General features: G+C 39.5%; 16 protein-coding genes and 1 pseudogene. 13 read left to right on the top strand and 4 right to left on the bottom strand.

Annotated elements, in window-relative coordinates; all coding sequences use genetic code 11:
• Positions 1 to 33: 33 nt before the first annotated feature.
• The 13 genes and pseudogenes from AOM43_RS10165 to AOM43_RS10110 all read left to right on the top strand — a co-directional run bounded on the left by AOM43_RS10165 (position 34) and on the right by AOM43_RS10110 (position 15637).
• Positions 34 to 1281, top strand: coding sequence for a hypothetical protein (locus AOM43_RS10165; protein WP_059360131.1), 1248 nt, complete (start codon positions 34 to 36; stop codon positions 1279 to 1281).
• A gap of 133 nt (positions 1282 to 1414) precedes the next feature.
• Positions 1415 to 2599 (top strand): hypothetical protein, encoded by a 1185-nt coding sequence (locus AOM43_RS10160; protein WP_059360129.1) that lies wholly within the window; start codon positions 1415 to 1417, stop codon positions 2597 to 2599.
• A 130-nt stretch (positions 2600 to 2729) separates the two neighbouring features.
• On the top strand, positions 2730 to 3299 hold the full coding sequence (locus AOM43_RS10155; protein WP_006341683.1) for a SycD/LcrH family type III secretion system chaperone: 570 nt from the start codon (positions 2730 to 2732) through the stop codon (positions 3297 to 3299).
• Positions 3300 to 3352: 53 nt separating this feature from the next.
• On the top strand, positions 3353 to 5911 hold the full coding sequence (gene sctE, locus AOM43_RS10150) for a type III secretion system translocon subunit SseC family protein (protein WP_059360126.1): 2559 nt from the start codon (positions 3353 to 3355) through the stop codon (positions 5909 to 5911).
• A 34-nt stretch (positions 5912 to 5945) separates the two neighbouring features.
• Positions 5946 to 6725 (top strand): SycD/LcrH family type III secretion system chaperone, encoded by a 780-nt coding sequence (locus AOM43_RS10145; RefSeq protein ID WP_006341685.1) that lies wholly within the window; start codon positions 5946 to 5948, stop codon positions 6723 to 6725.
• Between the two features lie 66 nt (positions 6726 to 6791).
• Entirely contained in the window at positions 6792 to 8399 is a 1608-nt protein-coding gene (locus tag AOM43_RS10140) for a hypothetical protein (protein WP_006341686.1), read from the top strand.
• Between the two features lie 51 nt (positions 8400 to 8450).
• Entirely contained in the window at positions 8451 to 9647 is a 1197-nt protein-coding gene (locus AOM43_RS10135) for a hypothetical protein (RefSeq protein WP_059360124.1), read from the top strand.
• 58 nt (positions 9648 to 9705) lie between these two features.
• Positions 9706 to 10095 carry a type III secretion system chaperone gene (locus AOM43_RS10130; RefSeq protein ID WP_059360122.1) on the top strand — a complete coding sequence of 130 codons (390 nt, stop codon included), beginning with the start codon at positions 9706 to 9708 and terminating at the stop codon, positions 10093 to 10095.
• 253 nt (positions 10096 to 10348) lie between these two features.
• On the top strand, positions 10349 to 12040 hold the full coding sequence (locus AOM43_RS10125) for a hypothetical protein (protein WP_013924424.1): 1692 nt from the start codon (positions 10349 to 10351) through the stop codon (positions 12038 to 12040).
• Between the two features lie 165 nt (positions 12041 to 12205).
• Positions 12206 to 14017 carry a kinetochore Spc7 family protein gene (locus AOM43_RS10120; protein ID WP_059360120.1) on the top strand — a complete coding sequence of 604 codons (1812 nt, stop codon included), beginning with the start codon at positions 12206 to 12208 and terminating at the stop codon, positions 14015 to 14017.
• A gap of 186 nt (positions 14018 to 14203) precedes the next feature.
• Entirely contained in the window at positions 14204 to 14482 is a 279-nt protein-coding gene (locus tag AOM43_RS10115) for a hypothetical protein (protein ID WP_059360118.1), read from the top strand.
• Positions 14483 to 14542: 60 nt separating this feature from the next.
• Complete coding sequence (locus AOM43_RS13990) at positions 14543 to 14824, top strand: hypothetical protein (RefSeq protein ID WP_264358370.1); 282 nt, start codon at positions 14543 to 14545, stop codon at positions 14822 to 14824.
• Between the two features lie 99 nt (positions 14825 to 14923).
• A pseudogene (locus AOM43_RS10110) lies at positions 14924 to 15637 on the top strand (transposase).
• Positions 15638 to 15700: 63 nt separating this feature from the next.
• Here the strand turns inward: AOM43_RS10110 and AOM43_RS14125 are convergent.
• From AOM43_RS14125 to AOM43_RS10100, 4 genes are all read right to left on the bottom strand, one after another.
• Complete coding sequence (locus AOM43_RS14125; protein WP_369508940.1) at positions 15701 to 15868, bottom strand: IS630 transposase-related protein; 168 nt, start codon at positions 15866 to 15868, stop codon at positions 15701 to 15703.
• Positions 15819 to 15977 carry an IS630 transposase-related protein gene (locus tag AOM43_RS14120; protein WP_079978267.1) on the bottom strand — a complete coding sequence of 53 codons (159 nt, stop codon included), beginning with the start codon at positions 15975 to 15977 and terminating at the stop codon, positions 15819 to 15821. The genes AOM43_RS14125 and AOM43_RS14120 overlap by 50 nt, the downstream gene beginning before the upstream one ends.
• A 111-nt stretch (positions 15978 to 16088) precedes the next feature.
• Entirely contained in the window at positions 16089 to 16400 is a 312-nt protein-coding gene (locus AOM43_RS10105) for a hypothetical protein (protein ID WP_059360116.1), read from the bottom strand.
• A 9-nt stretch (positions 16401 to 16409) separates the two neighbouring features.
• Complete coding sequence (locus tag AOM43_RS10100) at positions 16410 to 16973, bottom strand: hypothetical protein (protein WP_059360114.1); 564 nt, start codon at positions 16971 to 16973, stop codon at positions 16410 to 16412.
• Between the last annotated feature and the right edge of the window lie 8 nt (positions 16974 to 16981).

Raw genomic sequence — 16981 nt, 5'->3', positions numbered from 1 at the left:
TCTTTCAAGGCAGAGGGAAGAAGGAGAAATGCTATGAGTTCTATCAGTTTGGTCCCAGTAACGATTGATGGAGTAACCTATCAAGCTAATGTGGAGTATACTGCTTCACAAGTAGGCCAGGCTTATCAGCAGTATTTGCAAACATTCGTTGACGTTTTTAATATGTCCGCTTCATCGGCCACAACGAACATTACTCAAACGACTGCGGATCAAATGAGTGCTGCAATTCAACAGCTACTTAATTTGGCTAAGAATGGACTGCAGGTACAGGTGGATCCAAGTCTGCCACCCAAAACATATTACATGACAGTGGAAATGGCGAATAACGTGGATTTGCTTGTGCAATCTCTAAAAGCGACTGGTGCTGCTGACCCAACTTCAGCGCTTACGGTAGAGCAAGCTCAGCAATGGAAATCTCTTTCCGCTGCATCGCCTGTGATCTCAACGATTTTGACAGCCGCGATTTCTGCTTCTGGAGAAGCCAACCGAAGTTTGCAATCCCTTGTTGAATTGATCTACGTTAAAACAGGTAACCAAGTTTTAGGGGATAGTATGGCTTCCCTTGAAAATGCTTTGCAAATAACGAAAGATTCGCTCAACATTTTGAATGACTTGCAAACGATGCATAACCGCATTACCACTTATTCAAAATCTGCGTTCTCTTCAACATTTAACCTGCACCGTCCTGCGGTCGGTAGTGACCCCAGCTTATTCCGAAATCAATATCCAAGTGCTGCGAGTGCTTACTTTGGAAAACCAATTGACCCTGTTTTAAACCCAGATTTAGCAAGTACAAATGCTGCAGGATCGACTGTTCCTGGGGTGGATTTCCAAGCAGCTCTGACTCAGTTGATCACTTTAAGAAACCGCTTACAAGATGAGATTAACCAATTGATTCCTGTGACAAGTGCAACCAGTGCGACAGTGGGTGATACCCTTTTGGGAAAATTACAAGCTGTGCTGAAAGACCTTAATACTTATTTTGCTGTCAGCGGAGTTCCTGTCACAGCTTCCACAAATACCGCAGCTGCTTTTAAGGCATTTAAAACTTGGATGTTGGATAACTTGGATCAGCATAGCAACGCGAATGCGGGTAAAGCGGGTTTAATTCAACAAAACTTGACTTTTGCGATTACTGCGGGTGAGTCCACTAACGATAGCCAAAAAGAGCAAGTTAGACGCTATCTATACGTATTTGAAGAGTATTATAAATCTGCTTCAGCAATTTTACAGGCCCTAACCCAAATCATTACAAAAATGGCTCAAAATATTGCTAAGTAATAATTGTTTATTAAAAATTTTATTAGTTTGTATAATATAATTAAGGTGTTTTTGAGATAACGTAATTTGGAACTTCTTTTTAACTCTTACAGAATTTGTTAGGTTCTCAAAAACGTGAAAGGAGGGTAAGCATATGACAACTTCAGGTCAAGACCTAGGTTTTACTTCACCTAATGATCCGGGTTTTAACGGGTTGACATTTCTTGAAAACCTACAAAATATTCTGTTTAAATCAGTTCCACCAACGAATACGTCTCAACCTGCCTATCAAGGGATGAATGCGGAGTCAACAGCCGCCGGAAAAACCTTAGATAGCTTTTTTGCACAGTATTCGAGCGGGAATCACTTGCCCACAACTTGGGCCGATTTCATTAATGCCTTCCGCACATATAATGGCGGAACGAATCCAGGCACAACTTCGGGAGATGCTTTCACTGGATTTTATAACGAATATGCGAGCTATATTGGATATTCAACCGGGGATTGGAGTAGCTTATCTTCGGTCACTCAAGCAAATATTCAAACACAATTCCAGAATGCATTCACCAACTTTATCAATAAATATACCTATCAAACAGATGGAACTGTTGGAAGTGCACTGAACTTCATGACTCAGTGGCATAACTATTTAACAGGAACTGCTGCACTTAATACAGCTTCCTCGGGTACAGCGGATTTAGCGACTTACGAACAAATTTATAAGGCGTTTTTCCCAAATGGGGATTTTGCCTCAAGATTGCAAAGCTTCTATCAAGACGTATTGAAATTTACAGGGACAGATGCGAATGGAACAAATGGGTATTTTATTCCTAGCCAGCAACTTTATAACTGGTTTCAACAGATTCAACAAGAATATAGTCGTAGTACAAGTGGAGCTTCAGGTCCATTAACTCCATCGGTGGAAACTTCTTCCTCTAAAAAAGTGCTCATTTTGGACCGGATTTTTGCCCTACTCATTGAAATGATCGACACATTACAAAAAGTGGCCTCATCTCAAGCGGACCGCCTGAGCTTTTTAACTCAGTGGCAAAAAGCCTATACAGATTCGATGAACCAGGTACCTACCTTTATTCAAGGGGGTGGGGTTTCTGCTGTTAACCAAAGTACAACTTCTGGTCGTAATGCTCGGGATGACTTAAACAACCTGAACTCAAACTTGACTGAAACCATGCGTTCTAACCGATCTGTCATTAGTGATGATTCCAAGTCTTTGCAAACAAACGTTAACCAAAGTAACGATGCCGTGACGCAACAGAGTGACTTAACAACCTCTTTAATTCAGGAATTTAGCACAATTTTAGCTGCCATTTACCGTTAAGGAGTAAGGTTATAAAAAATACTTTAGACAAAATTAAGAGGCATAAGTTTTTAATTCAGCAAGACAAGGTGGACTCAATAAATAACATAAGTATTTTGCAAGAATTATCGATGAATAAGGAGAGCCCCTTATGAAAGGTGAACAAAGTCAAATCAAAAAGGCAACTGCGAAAGTGGGAGCTGAATTAAAGCAAGAAAAAGTGAAAGAAGTGAAAGCGGCAACAGAAAATGTTGTAAAGAAAGGGCTTGCTCCGAAAGACCTCATGGGCATGAGTGATGCAATGGTTGAAGGGGTATATGGGCAAGCTTATCGTCTTTACAATACAGGAAAATATAAAGAGGCATCCCATTTATTTCGTCTACTCATCATGCTAAATGCAACCGAATCAAAATATTCGATGGGATTGGCGGCCTGTTATCACATGTTGAAAGCCTATGAGAGTGCCGTGCAAGTCTATGCAATTTGTGCATTATTGGATCCCGAAAATCCCATTCCTCACTACCACTCTTCCGACTGTTATATCCAAATGGGGGATAAAGTGTCAGCGATGATCGCATTGAAAATGGCGCAAGAGAGAGCTGGCAATAAACCTCAGTATGCAACACTGAAAGATCGCACAGCATTGACAATTAAAAGCCTGCAAAAAGAAATTGAGAAAATCAACAAGCAAATTGCTGAAGAAAATCAACCGATTTCATAGACGCTATCATTATTTTTCTAAGGCCTCATATTGAAACCCTTTAGGAGAATCTTATGAATGAATTTAATATTTCATCACAGGGTCAGCAAACAAATTGGAATGTGGCTACGAATGAAACAGAGGGAGCAAAAGCAACAGTAAATGTTAACCAAGGAGCAGTCATTCAAGACTCGCTTAATCAAGCGGAAGGAACTCAAACGGCTAAAACTTACTTGCAGCTGCCTGGTGCACCTGCACTAGAAACTCCTTCCGGCGAGACTGTCCCATTCAAGCAAATGACCATGAGTGATGCGACAAAACTGATGTCGACCACTACTCAAACTCCAGAGGAAGCGCTTAATAACTTTATTAAGGGAGGCCTTGCTGAGGCTGTTCTCAGCGGAGCTCTTTCTGATACAGAAGCAGGACAAGCGCTTGCTCAATACATTAATCCCAAGGCGAATCCTAAGGCAGGAACCGATCCTAAAGTGCAGGCGACGCTTAAGCAAGTTGTGGCCCAAGCGAATCAAGAAGCACAGCAATTGACCAAGCAAACACCGGACCAAGCCTCAGCCAAGGCGGCTTTAACTCAGCAGGTTCAAGATCAAAGCAATACAACTTTTGACAGTGCTTTTAAGGCTGCTGTAAAGCAAGCCGTATCGCAAATGGGATTGCCCAAAGAACAAGCCGATCAACTGATTGCAAAAACCATCTTTGCCCATGAGCACCCAGAAGCCGTGACACGCTCGCCAGACGACTTGGCAAGTCAGATCGAAAAGCAAGTGGGTGAACAAGTCAAACAAGAAATGGGATTACCTGATGATTGGCAATTTACCCCTGAAACCTCCAATCTGGACGATAAGCTAGCCACCGATTATAACTCTGCCTATGATGCGGCCATCTCGGGGGATTTTTCAAAAATCCAATCCAATCCCGATTTAGTCAAAACTTTAAAAAACATGTCTCCCCAGCAACTCGCTCAGTTGAAGTATGCGCACTACAATCCTGGAACAGCGAGCCAAACAGGAAATTTACGCGATGTCAACGCGCAATTGGAAAGCATGATTTTAGGAAGCTTGATTAATGAATATGGTTTCCCTCCAGGATGGAAGCCTGCGGTAGACAATTCAGCTCAAAATGCGACTATTAAAGGGGCTTATCGGGCTGCTTTTGCACAACAAGTGAGCAATTACGCAAAAAGCCAAACACCTCCATTGACACAAGATCAAATCGATCAAATCATGGAAGCCTTTGACAATCCAGAGGTCGCTTCTCCCCAAATGAAAGCCTTGATTGGACAATTGCAACAATCGGCCATTAGCTCCATTCGAGATGCTTATGGATTGCCTTCTGACTGGACTGCTCCTGTCGGTGAGACAGAAAATGCCATGTTAGATCCGTTTTCTGCCCAAGTGGGGACAAATGCGATCAACTTAGGCAAGGAAATGATTAGCCAAGCGACGACTTTGGCATTAAATCTGCCAAATGTTCCCATGAAAGCTGAAATTTTGGACTTCATGAAAGCGATCAGTGACGCTTTGACTAAGTTACAAGAACAAATTTATCTAATTCAAAACCAGGATGCAAGTAAAGCGAAGGAATTGGGTAAAGCGGAGCTTGATAAGCAATTAAACAAGCTTGCCGAACAGAAAAAACAGATGGAAGACCAAAGAAAATCAGGTAAGCCAGGTCTGGGGATTTTTAATTCCATCATGAAAATTTTAGGCCCTATTTCGACAGTCTTTTCTGTTGTGATTGCTGTTTTGACATTAGGCGCGGGTGCAGGTTTGATCGGTGTAGCTGTAGCTGCCGCTGCTATCGCTTATACAGTTGCTGACCAAGCTTTAACAGCAAGTGGAAAACAAGGGGTCATGGGTTATGCGATGCAAGCTTTGACAGCCGCAATTAAAGCTGCAATTCCAGGGCCGCCAGCATTGCAAATGGCCATGGATATGATCATTAAAACGGTTGCGATTGTCGCGCTGACGGCTTTAGTGATGACAGCCAACCCCATGGTGGGAATGACTGTAGGATTGCAAGCCATTGGTCAAGCGACGATGCAAAGTAATGTCATCCAAAACCTTGTGAAGTTGATGGGTGGCGATGAGATGGCGCAACAAATTACAGCCATGGTGTTAGTCACTGTCGCAACAGTGGTCGCTTCCTTAGCCTTTATGGTTGTCACATTCTTCTTGCAAGCTGAACTGATTCCTGGACAAATCGCAGAAACTGTTGCGCAAGTTGCAAAAACTCTTGTTGAGACCCTGACAAAAATGGCTTCACTAGCAGAAAAAGTCTCTGATGCGATTCTCAAAATTGCTAGAATGCAACTATTGGATATTGCACAAATTGCCAACCAACTTCTGTCTAATGGATTGGATGCCGCGCATAGCGCGATCGAAATTCGATCTCAATTACAACAGGCAGCTCAGGTGTTAGCAAAAGCAGAACTTGAAGCAGATATGCAAGTGTTGAATGCCATGATTAAGCTTTTACGCAAAATTATCGATAACTTAACAGCTGGAATGCCCGCTGAAGCAGAAGCAATATCAGAAATCGGAACTCTTAAAACACATATTTGGCAGAGCCAAAGTCAAATTACGACAAATATAGCAAATGCAGGAGCAGCCTAAGCGCTGCTCTGAATTTAGAGAGGGAGGAAGAAGGATGGCAACAGCAGCCGATAAGATCATTAAAAAAGAACTAGACAAACTAGGTTCGGAAATCACCAAAGAACAACGAAAATCGTACGAGGATGTGCTTAATAAAATTTTTAAGGATGGGCAATCTCCTCAGCAAGCCATGGGCCTTAGCGATGAGACTTTGGAAGCATTCTATGGCTATGCTTACAACCTTTACGGATCAGGTAATTACTTAGACGCCCAACGCATCTTCCAATTTTTGATCAATCTGGATGCCAGTCGCAGTAAATATGCACTCGGACTTGCAGCGTCGATGCATATGCAAAAAAATTATCAGGCAGCCATTGAAGCCTACATGCTAGCCGCTTTTTATGATCAAGAAAATCCTGTGCCCTTCTTCCATATTGCAGACTGTTACATTAAATTAGACAACCCCTATGGGGCTTTACTCGCTTTGGACGACGCTATCAGACTCGGATTTTATCCTAGATATACCCTGCTTCGTTCAAAAGCCATCTTAATGCGAAAAAAAATCCGAGATGATTTGGGACTACCAGATACTCCACCACCTATCAAAGAGTACTTAATTTTGCAAGGATGTGATGTAGAGGGGTTAGATATTGAGAAGTTATTCCTCCCCGGTAGTGAGGGAGAGGAGGAAAAATTTGAAGAAGCCGTAAAGAAAGCCGAAGGTACATCCCAAGAGAGAGAGAAAGCACAAATGATCGTACAAGAAAGTTCTGAATCAGGAGATGTGGATTTAGAGCCTGGAAGACAATGGGATCCACCTAAACTGGAATTATAATAGATCTTTCTCATGAGGAATGTCACATGAAAGACCGAAAGCTTCCTCATTAAACGGAGAAAACTTATGAGCATTTCAGGATCAGGTGTTGGAGGGACTCCCGGAGGACCCCAACAACCTACCATATTTGAACTACAACAAAGAGGAATAGAAGACACCCAAAAAGCGCAATTGGCTATTGTAAAAGATACGGTAGAGGTCCCCTTAACCCAGTTAGGGGGTGGATCGGATGAAGTTTACGAAAGATATAAATCCTCTTCCTCTCAGCCCGTTTTAGCACCTTTAGTCCAATTTCGTATGGCATCTTCTAGCGATAAATCGGAGTCTTTGGATACAACAGAGATCCTCCAAAACTTAATTTCGCGACTCCCTGAAGCCATCATTTCAGGATTGGCAATCAACCAAGCCCGTCTTCCTCTAGAACAAAATTTGAGCCTAGTTGCCCTCGATAATGTGCTCACTTCTGTGGCGCTGACATTAGCGTTTATTGAAAGTGCTGCGCAGCTTCCAGCAACAGGCTCATTAGAAGCAGATCGTTTGGAAATTGCGCAGACAGCTCCTTACCAAGCAGTTTTGGCGGCGCTTGCACTGAATGATAACCTGTCTTCCTCTCTCAATACCGTTTTAAGTGCGGTTGGTCCTAACGATCCCAATTTTGACACCGTACAAAATGCTTTGGCTGAAATCGAAACCTTTAGCTCTGCCTTAACCATTCTATCACAGCAACAGACTGTTTATGCAGGAGACCTCGTGCAGATTTCAGCAGGTTTGCAAGACATTAAAGACAGCTTGCAACGGGATTTGCGTGATAATTCGTATCAGATTTTAGGGGATTCCATCAATGCTCTAAGTACCGTCGTGATGGCTTATTCACTAGGAGAAGTGTCGCCAACCAATTTACTTTCGTTAGCCATCCTTCAGAACGGAATTTCAGGAGATAATGGGGTCTATAGCAACAATTTTGCGTCTTTAATCGATAATACCGCCAGTGGATTGCAAACGATCCTGAATTTAGATAATACCTCTCAGATTAATTCTCTCGAGCTTCTGCTTAGTACAGTCGCTTTGGCCTCCATTTTGGGAGGCACAGCATTAGGAAACGGCATCGGACAATTTCCAGACCAAGCAGTCGGTGATGTCAATGAGGCCAGCCGTTTCTCCACAGATTTGGCCGTCGGCTTAATTGCGGGTTCAGGGGTAATTGAAACAGTGGTTGGCGATTTAATTTCAGCTACAGGCATTAATCAAAATGCCGTCGCCCCTTTGACATCCGCTTTTACATTATGGTCCCTTATACTGGGGACACAAGCTGCAGCAACAATGGGTCAATCGAGAGCAAGCGAGTTGCTTGAAACGTTGCAACCTCAGTTGCTTACCCATTTAAATACCCTTGATCAGTACATCACCAGTCAGCAGGAAAATGGAGCGCTTCCACGAGGTGTAGGTCAAGGAGCATTAGTCTATCTTAGCCAGGCCAATATCGCTTTGCAGAATCAGGATTATGATGAATTTTCGAGCAGTTTAGGTTCTCTCATGCAATTGGCAGGGCAAACAGAGGATAACGTGAAGAAAGACATGTCTTCCATCACAGAATTTGGCTCTTTAGCTGGCTCAGCACTAGCAGGCGAATTAGATGACCAGCTAGCAAATTTTACAGGATTCAGCCAAGCGTAGATGGAAGATAAAATTTAAAATAGGGAAAGGTTTTTAAAGAGGAGCTAACATATGAATATTAATAGTACTCCACCTGATGTCACAACTCAAGGATACAATTTCGATCCCAGCATTTTTGCTAAATTTGAGAAAGCCATGTCACAGGCTGAGGACTCTTCAGAAGGAGGGGCACCACCACTAACTGGAGAACAGATCAAGAAACACGTGGTGGATTCAAAAGGGAAAGCCGTCACTCCAGTTGGAATTAGCGATTCCCAGAGTAATCAAGCAGTATCAGCTACAGCAAGCTCAGCTTCACCCGGAGTTGCATTAGATGCTCAAGGGAATAAAGTTGCTGTTGTATCCACAGTAATGCAGGACGTTATTGAAGAAGCATCAACCGCGATGGACAAATTTAGTTCTGCCTATGTCTCAGGAACCAATCAAAGCCTCATATTGAATAACCCTGCCGATACTCCTACATTAGTGGCTCCTACAGGAACGGGAGCTCTTCCTACGGGATCAAAAGGTCACGGGAACCCATTTTTGACAGCTTCATTTGTTGTGGCTTTAATCGAGGTAATGGCCGAGCTGATTAAAGTTCAGTCTCAACAAAGGCTTGTTGAAACAAAATTGGATATCATGTCCAACCAATGGACGATCGACCTTGCTAAGCGTATGGCTAGTGACATTATGCAATCAGCGAAAACAGAAGCGATGATGCACTACATGTTGGCAGCAAGTGCTGGCGTACAGCTCGGTATGGCCGTTGCGAATGGCGCTATGGGTGCGCTAGCGATGAAGAAATCGATTGGTGATTATAATAAGCAAACTAAGGCTCTGCAAACAAAGTTTGATGAATTGAATGCGCCCGCTAAGTCAAGGGCTCCTGGCAGTGATGCAAAAGTAGGAACTGAAGACCAGCTTATGAAAGCAAAATTTAAACTTGATAAGCATAGAGCTAATAAATGGTCTAATATATCTACTTCATTCAGAATGAGAATGTTCCCTATGGATACTGCCAAAGATATTACAGACTCAACATCTAAAATGTATGAAAATATTGTTCAAGGGATAATGAAAGTGAAAAAAGCGGAATATGACGCAGACATCAAATTGGCTGAAGGATATCAAGAAATTGCCCGAAAAATCGGAGCTGACGCAAGCGCTTCTTTAAAAGACATTGAAGACAAAGTAAAAAGTATAGCAGAAGCGGTTCAGCAGATGATTACCAAACTTTACAGCGCATTTAATTATCGTATTCACTAAAAACAAGTTTATGTACAAGTGCTCAGGCACTTGTACATTTCCGTGAGGGGGAATCCATATGTTAGAAAATCACATGAAGCAATTAGCCGGCGAGTTAGAGTTTGAAAATTCCATGACGTCAGAAACTCCTGGAATGTATGTATTCCCTTTGGACGAAGATATAAAAATTTATATTTCTGCTATTCCCCAGGGCATTTATTTTGAGTGTGCGGTTGCTCCATGTCCAACTACGAAACAAGAAGAATTATTCACTCAGCTTCTTCTTGCAAATTTGTTTGGGCAAGGAACACGAGGGGCAATTCTGGGATTAAGTGAAGACAATAAGTCAATCAAATTAACACAAATTTTGGAAAATAAAGAAGATTACCAATTGTTTAAAAATAATTTGGAAGATTTCGTTAATTCAGTCGATTTTTGGTCAGAAGAAACTTTGACTTATAGTAAATAAATTAATCAAAAATTCCTAATTTAAGCTAAGAAAGAAGCCCTCATCATAAGTCAATGTGTTTTCTAGGCGAAAATGAATATCCGACTTATTACTAGTGATTTATATTCGTTTTTTTATTCTGCGAATCCCTCCCTTGTTGAAAGTTTATTCTTCATTTTTCCGAAACCAATCTCCTTTTGCAGAAAAAGATATAAGGTTGTAAAATATTAGAAATTATTTAATGTTTTGCTCTAACTTTATAAGGAGATTATTTATGCAATGCCCCATTACAAGAGACCTGCCAAATGGCCAATATGATTTTTATATAGCTCACATTGGATTAAAAGAAGGGATGAAAAGCGGTCATCAAAAATTAAAGATAGTTTTAGTGTCGAATCGCGCTTTTCACGACATGGAAATACAGAGTAGTAAAATGACCCTTCCGGATAGAGCGTTCGTTCCCTCTCTTCATACGGAAATAAAGTATTCTACATCATTTACCAGATTTACTTCAGGAATGGCGAAAATACGGAATTTTCTTTCAACGTCTTATGCTAAGCTTGAGATTAGTAATGACGTAACTTCTTTGACAATTAGCCCACTCTATATCAATCAATTTAGAGAGAATCTTCCTGTAAAGGTTATTTGCTACAATGATCAAGATGATTTTGAAGACAAAAAAAATAAAGTACATTTAGGTGCAATGCAAATTTATGCCTTTGCGGAAGAGGAATTTAAATATGAGTATATTCAGGCTGCGCATAGATCTCAAAAATTTCTTAGCTTCACTATATTTAAACAAACAGAAAAAAAATCGACTGGCTTCTTTGGAAGACTGAAAAACGCTTGCCAGGTAGTTGATGAAGATTACGTATCTTACAAACAAGGTATTCCATATGATATTGAAAGCGAAACAGTTAAAAAAAGTTTTGAGTATCAAAGAAGATTTCTTGGAAATTCTATAGCATCTTCTAAAAAAAATGATACCGATACCTCATTTGCTTCTGCTTCCGCTCCGCCTTATTGGAGTTCAGATGAAGAATTTCACTCGGCCTCACCTTATTCAGGTTCTCCCGAATCCCCTCCCGCTTCAATGTTATCTAACCATAGAGGTTTTGCTATAAATCAGCTGGATTCTGTAAAAAAATCGGGTAGAATTGTTAAAAAACCTATAGAAAATTATAATAAAATGGTAGATGAAATTGATCGGATATTGAAAAATAGAGGTCTGCATAGAGAGAGTAATTCAGAAGGGACTCGAAAATTTACTCTTTCTATGCATTTTAAGCATCCTTCGGATGATTCTGAAGCAATCTTGCTTACAACTTGGACGACAGAAAGTTTGAATGGCCATCCTCCAAGGATCCTCTATGGATTGCCTATGAATATAGAAATTGGTTTTGGCGATGGAACTTCGGAAAGTTTTGAATATATTTTACAAACTGCAGTAGCAGTTCCTTTAAAAGCTCCTACATGGGGAGGAAGTTTTACAAAAATGGCAGTTCCTCGAACTTTTGAAGAAGCAAGAAAATATGCAGAGTACGAAGCTTATTTGGACGCTCTCGCTGTAAAGAAACTATTCAAAGCTGCATTGCAGGAAAGTTCCCTGGAAGCAAAAAGAAAATTTACCTCAATTTATTCTAATGGAGATTTTTGGACAAATATAGTCCCTCACATTGACTATGAGAGCAGTAATTTTATAAGAAGGTGGGAAGCTCATTTTAACTTTCTCAAAAATCGCAACGTTGAAAGGATTGGAATCGGCGATCAAGAAAAAGATCGAGAGCCTTATGTAATTGATTTGAGAAAAAAAATATATAGATTTTGTGAAGGGAGATTTCAGAAAATAAAAGAAGATTCACAATCACAAAAAAATAAAAATAAAAGAAAAGAAAAGATTTTCACAAAAATAGACAAAATCAAAGCACTTAAATTTGTAATAGACCAACCCGTATTTGCATCGTGACAGTGTAAATAAAATAAAGAGGGAAAGTTTGTAGTAGCTTTCTCTTTTTTTTGTATGATTTTTATTTAAAAATTAATTGTTTTTAATGGATATCATATTTACTAAATATTATAATTAAGAGAGGGTATTACAAGTATTTTTATTTTAAGTTTGAGGAGATCTTTTATGATGGTGCCGCCTGGATCCGGTAGTTTAGAACCCCATATTCCACCTCAAATAAGCCAAGTGCCTATGGGGTCAAGGGATTCTCTTCCCACCATTGATAGCGAACCTTTAATAGGTGATGCAACAACTCATAGCCCTCCTTCTATAACGACTATTTCCGATCTTATGAAAAAGATCGATCGTGTTTTAGCAGCCCATGGATTAAGTCGAGATCAAGCATCTTCAGCCTCTCAATTCAAAATTTCGATGCATTTTGAAAGACCAACTGATGATCCTGATGGTGTTTTAATAAAAACCTGGGAAATGCAAATTAAAGATAAGGAAAAAAAATATTCTGAATCAGCCTATTGTGTTCCTATGAAAGTCGAAATTTCTTTCACTGATGGGAAACCATCAGAAACCTTTGATTATTCCTTTAGAACAGATATCAGTGTGCCTACTGCTCCTCCCAGACCTGCCCTAAGAAATGGGAAAGAAATAAAAGGGCTTTTGGCTTCAACAACTACGGACGCCCGTCGAAGGGCCATGTATATGGCATACATGGACGCGCTGAGTTTTCGCCATTTAGTTAAAGCTAGTGTAAATAGTCAAGATCCTCAATATGTTTTGGCTAGACAGAAAGTCGATACATTTATTAGAACGAAAAATCTGTTATTTTCTCCAATGGTTCACCTTGAAGAATCAAGGCAGTGGGAAGAAACCCATAAGGCCCTTAAAACAAGAAAAATTGAAACAATGGGTATTGGTGTAAAGGAAGGTGACAGCGAGCAGTTTTATATTGATTTTCGAAAAAAGATCCCAAAAACAGCAAATATTGGAGAAAGAACCTTTAAAAATGCGGCAGAAAAGTATTCAAATGTTCGTTTGCGGCTTGATTCAGAAGATCCTGCTGTAAAAATTCCCGAAACAATTGCAAAACTGGTGCCCCCAACGGATCCAAAGCTCATTCCAGCTTTTGAACAAACATTAAAAAATGCGGGAATTAGTCCCCGTAACTTATTGGATTATTGGCCTGATCATATTGAATCTGATTATGAGAAATTTAGGGAAAAAAGCAAACTTTTTATGTCCTTTTCATCTGGTGAATCAAAGCTTGGGAAAATTAAAAATTTGGTGGGAAATTTTTTACCTGCAAGAGGAACTGCAAGACTTCGAAAATTAAAATCTGAAATTGAAAAATATGAAAAAGATATTGATAGCGGTAGTCTTTCTCCTTCTTCTAAAAAAATACCGAGATCGCGATTAGGCCAATTGAAAAAAACGAGGGATCACCTAATTTTAGAGCAGCAGGATCAAGCTAAAAATAAAAATGACGATGAAATTAATCAATTTCGCTTGGATATCCTTAATTCTAAAAGACCTGCAGATAGTCAAGTATCCTTAGATGAGTTCAAAGCATTACCTATGTCAGCTGTCTCTCTCATTGATAAAGAGTGGGAAGCCACTTTACCGACTTTAGATGGCTCAACACGTAAACGATGGGAGGATATTCTTGAAAGTAAGAGCGATGAATTGAAGAACGCTAAAAAAGAATTTAATGAATTGAAACAGCTGCTTTTAGATAATTATCGAGAGTTTAAATCGGAACATAATGAATTAAAAAGATTAAGTACCGAAATCTCAGCTCGACTAAATTGGTTATCAAAAAATATTCCAGCGAATACTTGGGAAACCTATCCGGATGCTGATAAGGTTAGTAAAAATCTTTCGAAGATATTCAAATTGACTAGTAATGCGCCTAGTCGATTTAAAAAAATTCAAAAAATATTCACTCCTAACGATATTAAAATAACAAATATTGAAAATGCTTGATTTTTGTGGGATAAGAAAGTTCGATATCTTTTAAAACTCCATAGATGAATTCAATGAGTTAGATCTCTTCTAAAAGAGATCTAACTCCCATTGAGCAGTTCCCGCTGAGCATTTTTTCCAAGCAGATTAAATTTTGATTTCGTAAACTTTGGGTAAATTTTTTACTAACTCAGAGACTAAGATATCATGACCTCATTCAGAAAATATCTAGGCGCACCAGGCCTACTCTCTATCATTCACAAGCAATTTTTAAAAATACCCGATCCTCGCGAATTTACCAAAAATGTAGCGATATCGATCACAGATCATCTCATGTCAGGTATTGCAGTTTTCGGCTTGAAATGTCCTTCCTTGCTCGATTACGACAGAAAGCGGATTGTGCATCCTGACAAAAAGAATGTAATACCTTTATGTCCAGAAGCTATCCTCAACCGGAGATATGATCAAAAGTTGTGTATGAGGTGAAAAAAAGAGAGCGCATCCTTAAAATGTTTTTTACTACAAAAACTAAATGGGAGTGCGCTCATGGAAGATTTTCGCTTTTCTTCAGAAAAAATGCCATCAACAAATGAACAAAATGATCCTCTCGAAGAAATTCTTCGCAAAGGAGCTCAAAAATTGTTACAGCAAGCTATTGAATTTGAAGTACAAGAATATCTGGAACTTTACAAACAATCGAAAGAATCTACCCATCAATCTCCAGCAGTAAGAAATGGTTACTTACCAGAAAAAAACATTCGCGATTTTGCCACCTTATTTGAGAAGGACACAAAGTATAGATGCGGTTATTTCTGCTTTGTATCTTAAAGGAATATCCACCCTGGATTTTCCGAGAGCTCTGGAGGCAATTTTGGGAGAAAATGCTAAAGGACTATCACCCACAAATATCGTTAGATTGAAAGATTCATGGACAACAGAATATCAAATTGGCTCAAAAGTGATTTATCCGCAAAAAAGTATGTTTATATATGTGCGGATGGGATTTATTTTAACATTCGTTTAGAAGAAGATCGACCCTGTGTTCTGGTTCTGATAGGTGCTTTAGAGAATGGAAATAAAGAACTTATCATGATCCATGATGGGCACCGAGAAAGCAAGCTGTCTTGGAAAGAAGTTTTGCAAAATTTAAAACATTGAGGTCTCAAAGAAGGACCAAAGCTTGCGATTGGAGATGGAGCGCTTGGCTTTTGGGCGGCTTTAAATGAAGAGTTTCCAGCAACAAAGCAGCAAAGGTGTTGGGTGCATAAAACGGCTAATATTTTAGATAAAATGCCAAAAAGTGTTCAAAAGTATGCCAAAGAGATCATTCACGAAATTTATATGGCTCCAAGAAAAACGGATGGACTAAAAGCTTTTGAGAAGTTTCTTGGGAAATATGAGTGGCAACATATAAGAACAACGAATCCAATCGAATCAACATTTGCAACTATTAGGCACCGCACACGACAAACCAAAGGCTGTGGGTCCAGAACAGTTACACTTGCCATGGTTTACAAGCTTTCAATGGAAGCGCAAAAGCGATGGCGAAAATTAAGAGGTCATGAGTTGATTAACAAACTGATTTTGGGTGTGCAGTTTAAAGATGGGGAAGAAGTCTTTAACATGAAATACACAGCTTAATTTTTAACAAGTTGGATGCGCTATTAGATGCTCAAAACACAACATTTGACAATATCTCGCCTTTCACGCATAAAATATTGCCTGTAATGTTGAATTGAATACTGCAGCTATTTCTCTTAAATAACTATCAGGGTGCTCTTCGATATATTTCCGAAGTTTTTCGTTATCAATTTTACTAGGTTTAGACCCATTCATTTTGGGTGCTAAATCTTGCTGCTCTAGAAAGCCAATTTGCTAAAGTCGGAACAGTAACGCCAAAAATCTTGCTTGCTTCCAAGCGAGTCCCATCATTTGCAATGTAATTTAAAGCTCTTTTTCTTAAATCAAGTGAATAGACCATTTATGCATTTATACACATAAACACACACACAAATTTAAAATGTCATACATGCGGCGACAGATGCTCTAGGGAATCCGACTAGTTTTGCTTTAACATCTGGACACGCCCTAGTTAAAAAAACTCGTTCCATTCAGGTTTAAAATATTCGACAACCCCTTTTACTCCCGCTTGAGCAATTTTATTCAAATTTTTATAGCATTCACTATCAAATTGGTTTCGCCTGATCCAGATGGAAGCTATAGATTCTCCACATGAATTTAAAACCACAGGATTTTCCTCATTTTTTTTTGCTATTTGTATTAAAGCGTTTAAAGCTCTATTGTCATCAAATTCAAATAAATCCATTGCGGCATCATCTCTTTCGGCGACAGAAACAGTATCATCAAGCAATAATTTTATTAGTGAATTAAGGCGCTCATTCATAAATCAATCTCATCTATAAATATTTTCTAAAGGGATATGGGTTCCAATATCTCTTGCCCCCATATTTGATGTAAATGGATTAATATAATTTCCCCGACTAAGTCGAGCATCAAATCTTGGGAGATTGCTACCTGACTGCAATCCCTCTCGAAAGCTAGATATGGGTTTAATTTTTAATTTCCATTCAAACGCCCCCTTTATAGTTTCTCCCCAAATTTCCGGCCCGCCCTGTGAATTAGTAACTTTTTGCCATCCTTTGCTTTTAGCCCACCCGCGCAAAATTCTGATATTATCTTTTCCTATTTTAGATAAATTCGAAGCTGCTTGATGAAATTGATTCAAATGCAATTCTTCTACAGCTCCTAGAGTGTTAAGACCATTCATAGACTTTGTTAATGAAGTTCCAACTTCCATCATTGTTGCTGGCATCTTAAATACTTTATTTAAAAATCTAATTCCTTTATACGCGCCATAAACCCCAGTTGCTAAAGACCATATCTCCAATCCTAATTTGGTATTGTCACGATAAAATTGGTATGTTTCATCAAGAGGATCGATGCCGAAAGCCTCCATGATTTTGT

Origin of the sequence: Parachlamydia acanthamoebae (assembly GCF_000875975.1) — a bacterium.
Classification (GTDB): domain Bacteria; phylum Chlamydiota; class Chlamydiia; order Chlamydiales; family Parachlamydiaceae; genus Parachlamydia; species Parachlamydia acanthamoebae.
Note: the sequence above shows the minus strand (reverse complement) of the source record. Positions and strands in the feature narration are given on the sequence as shown.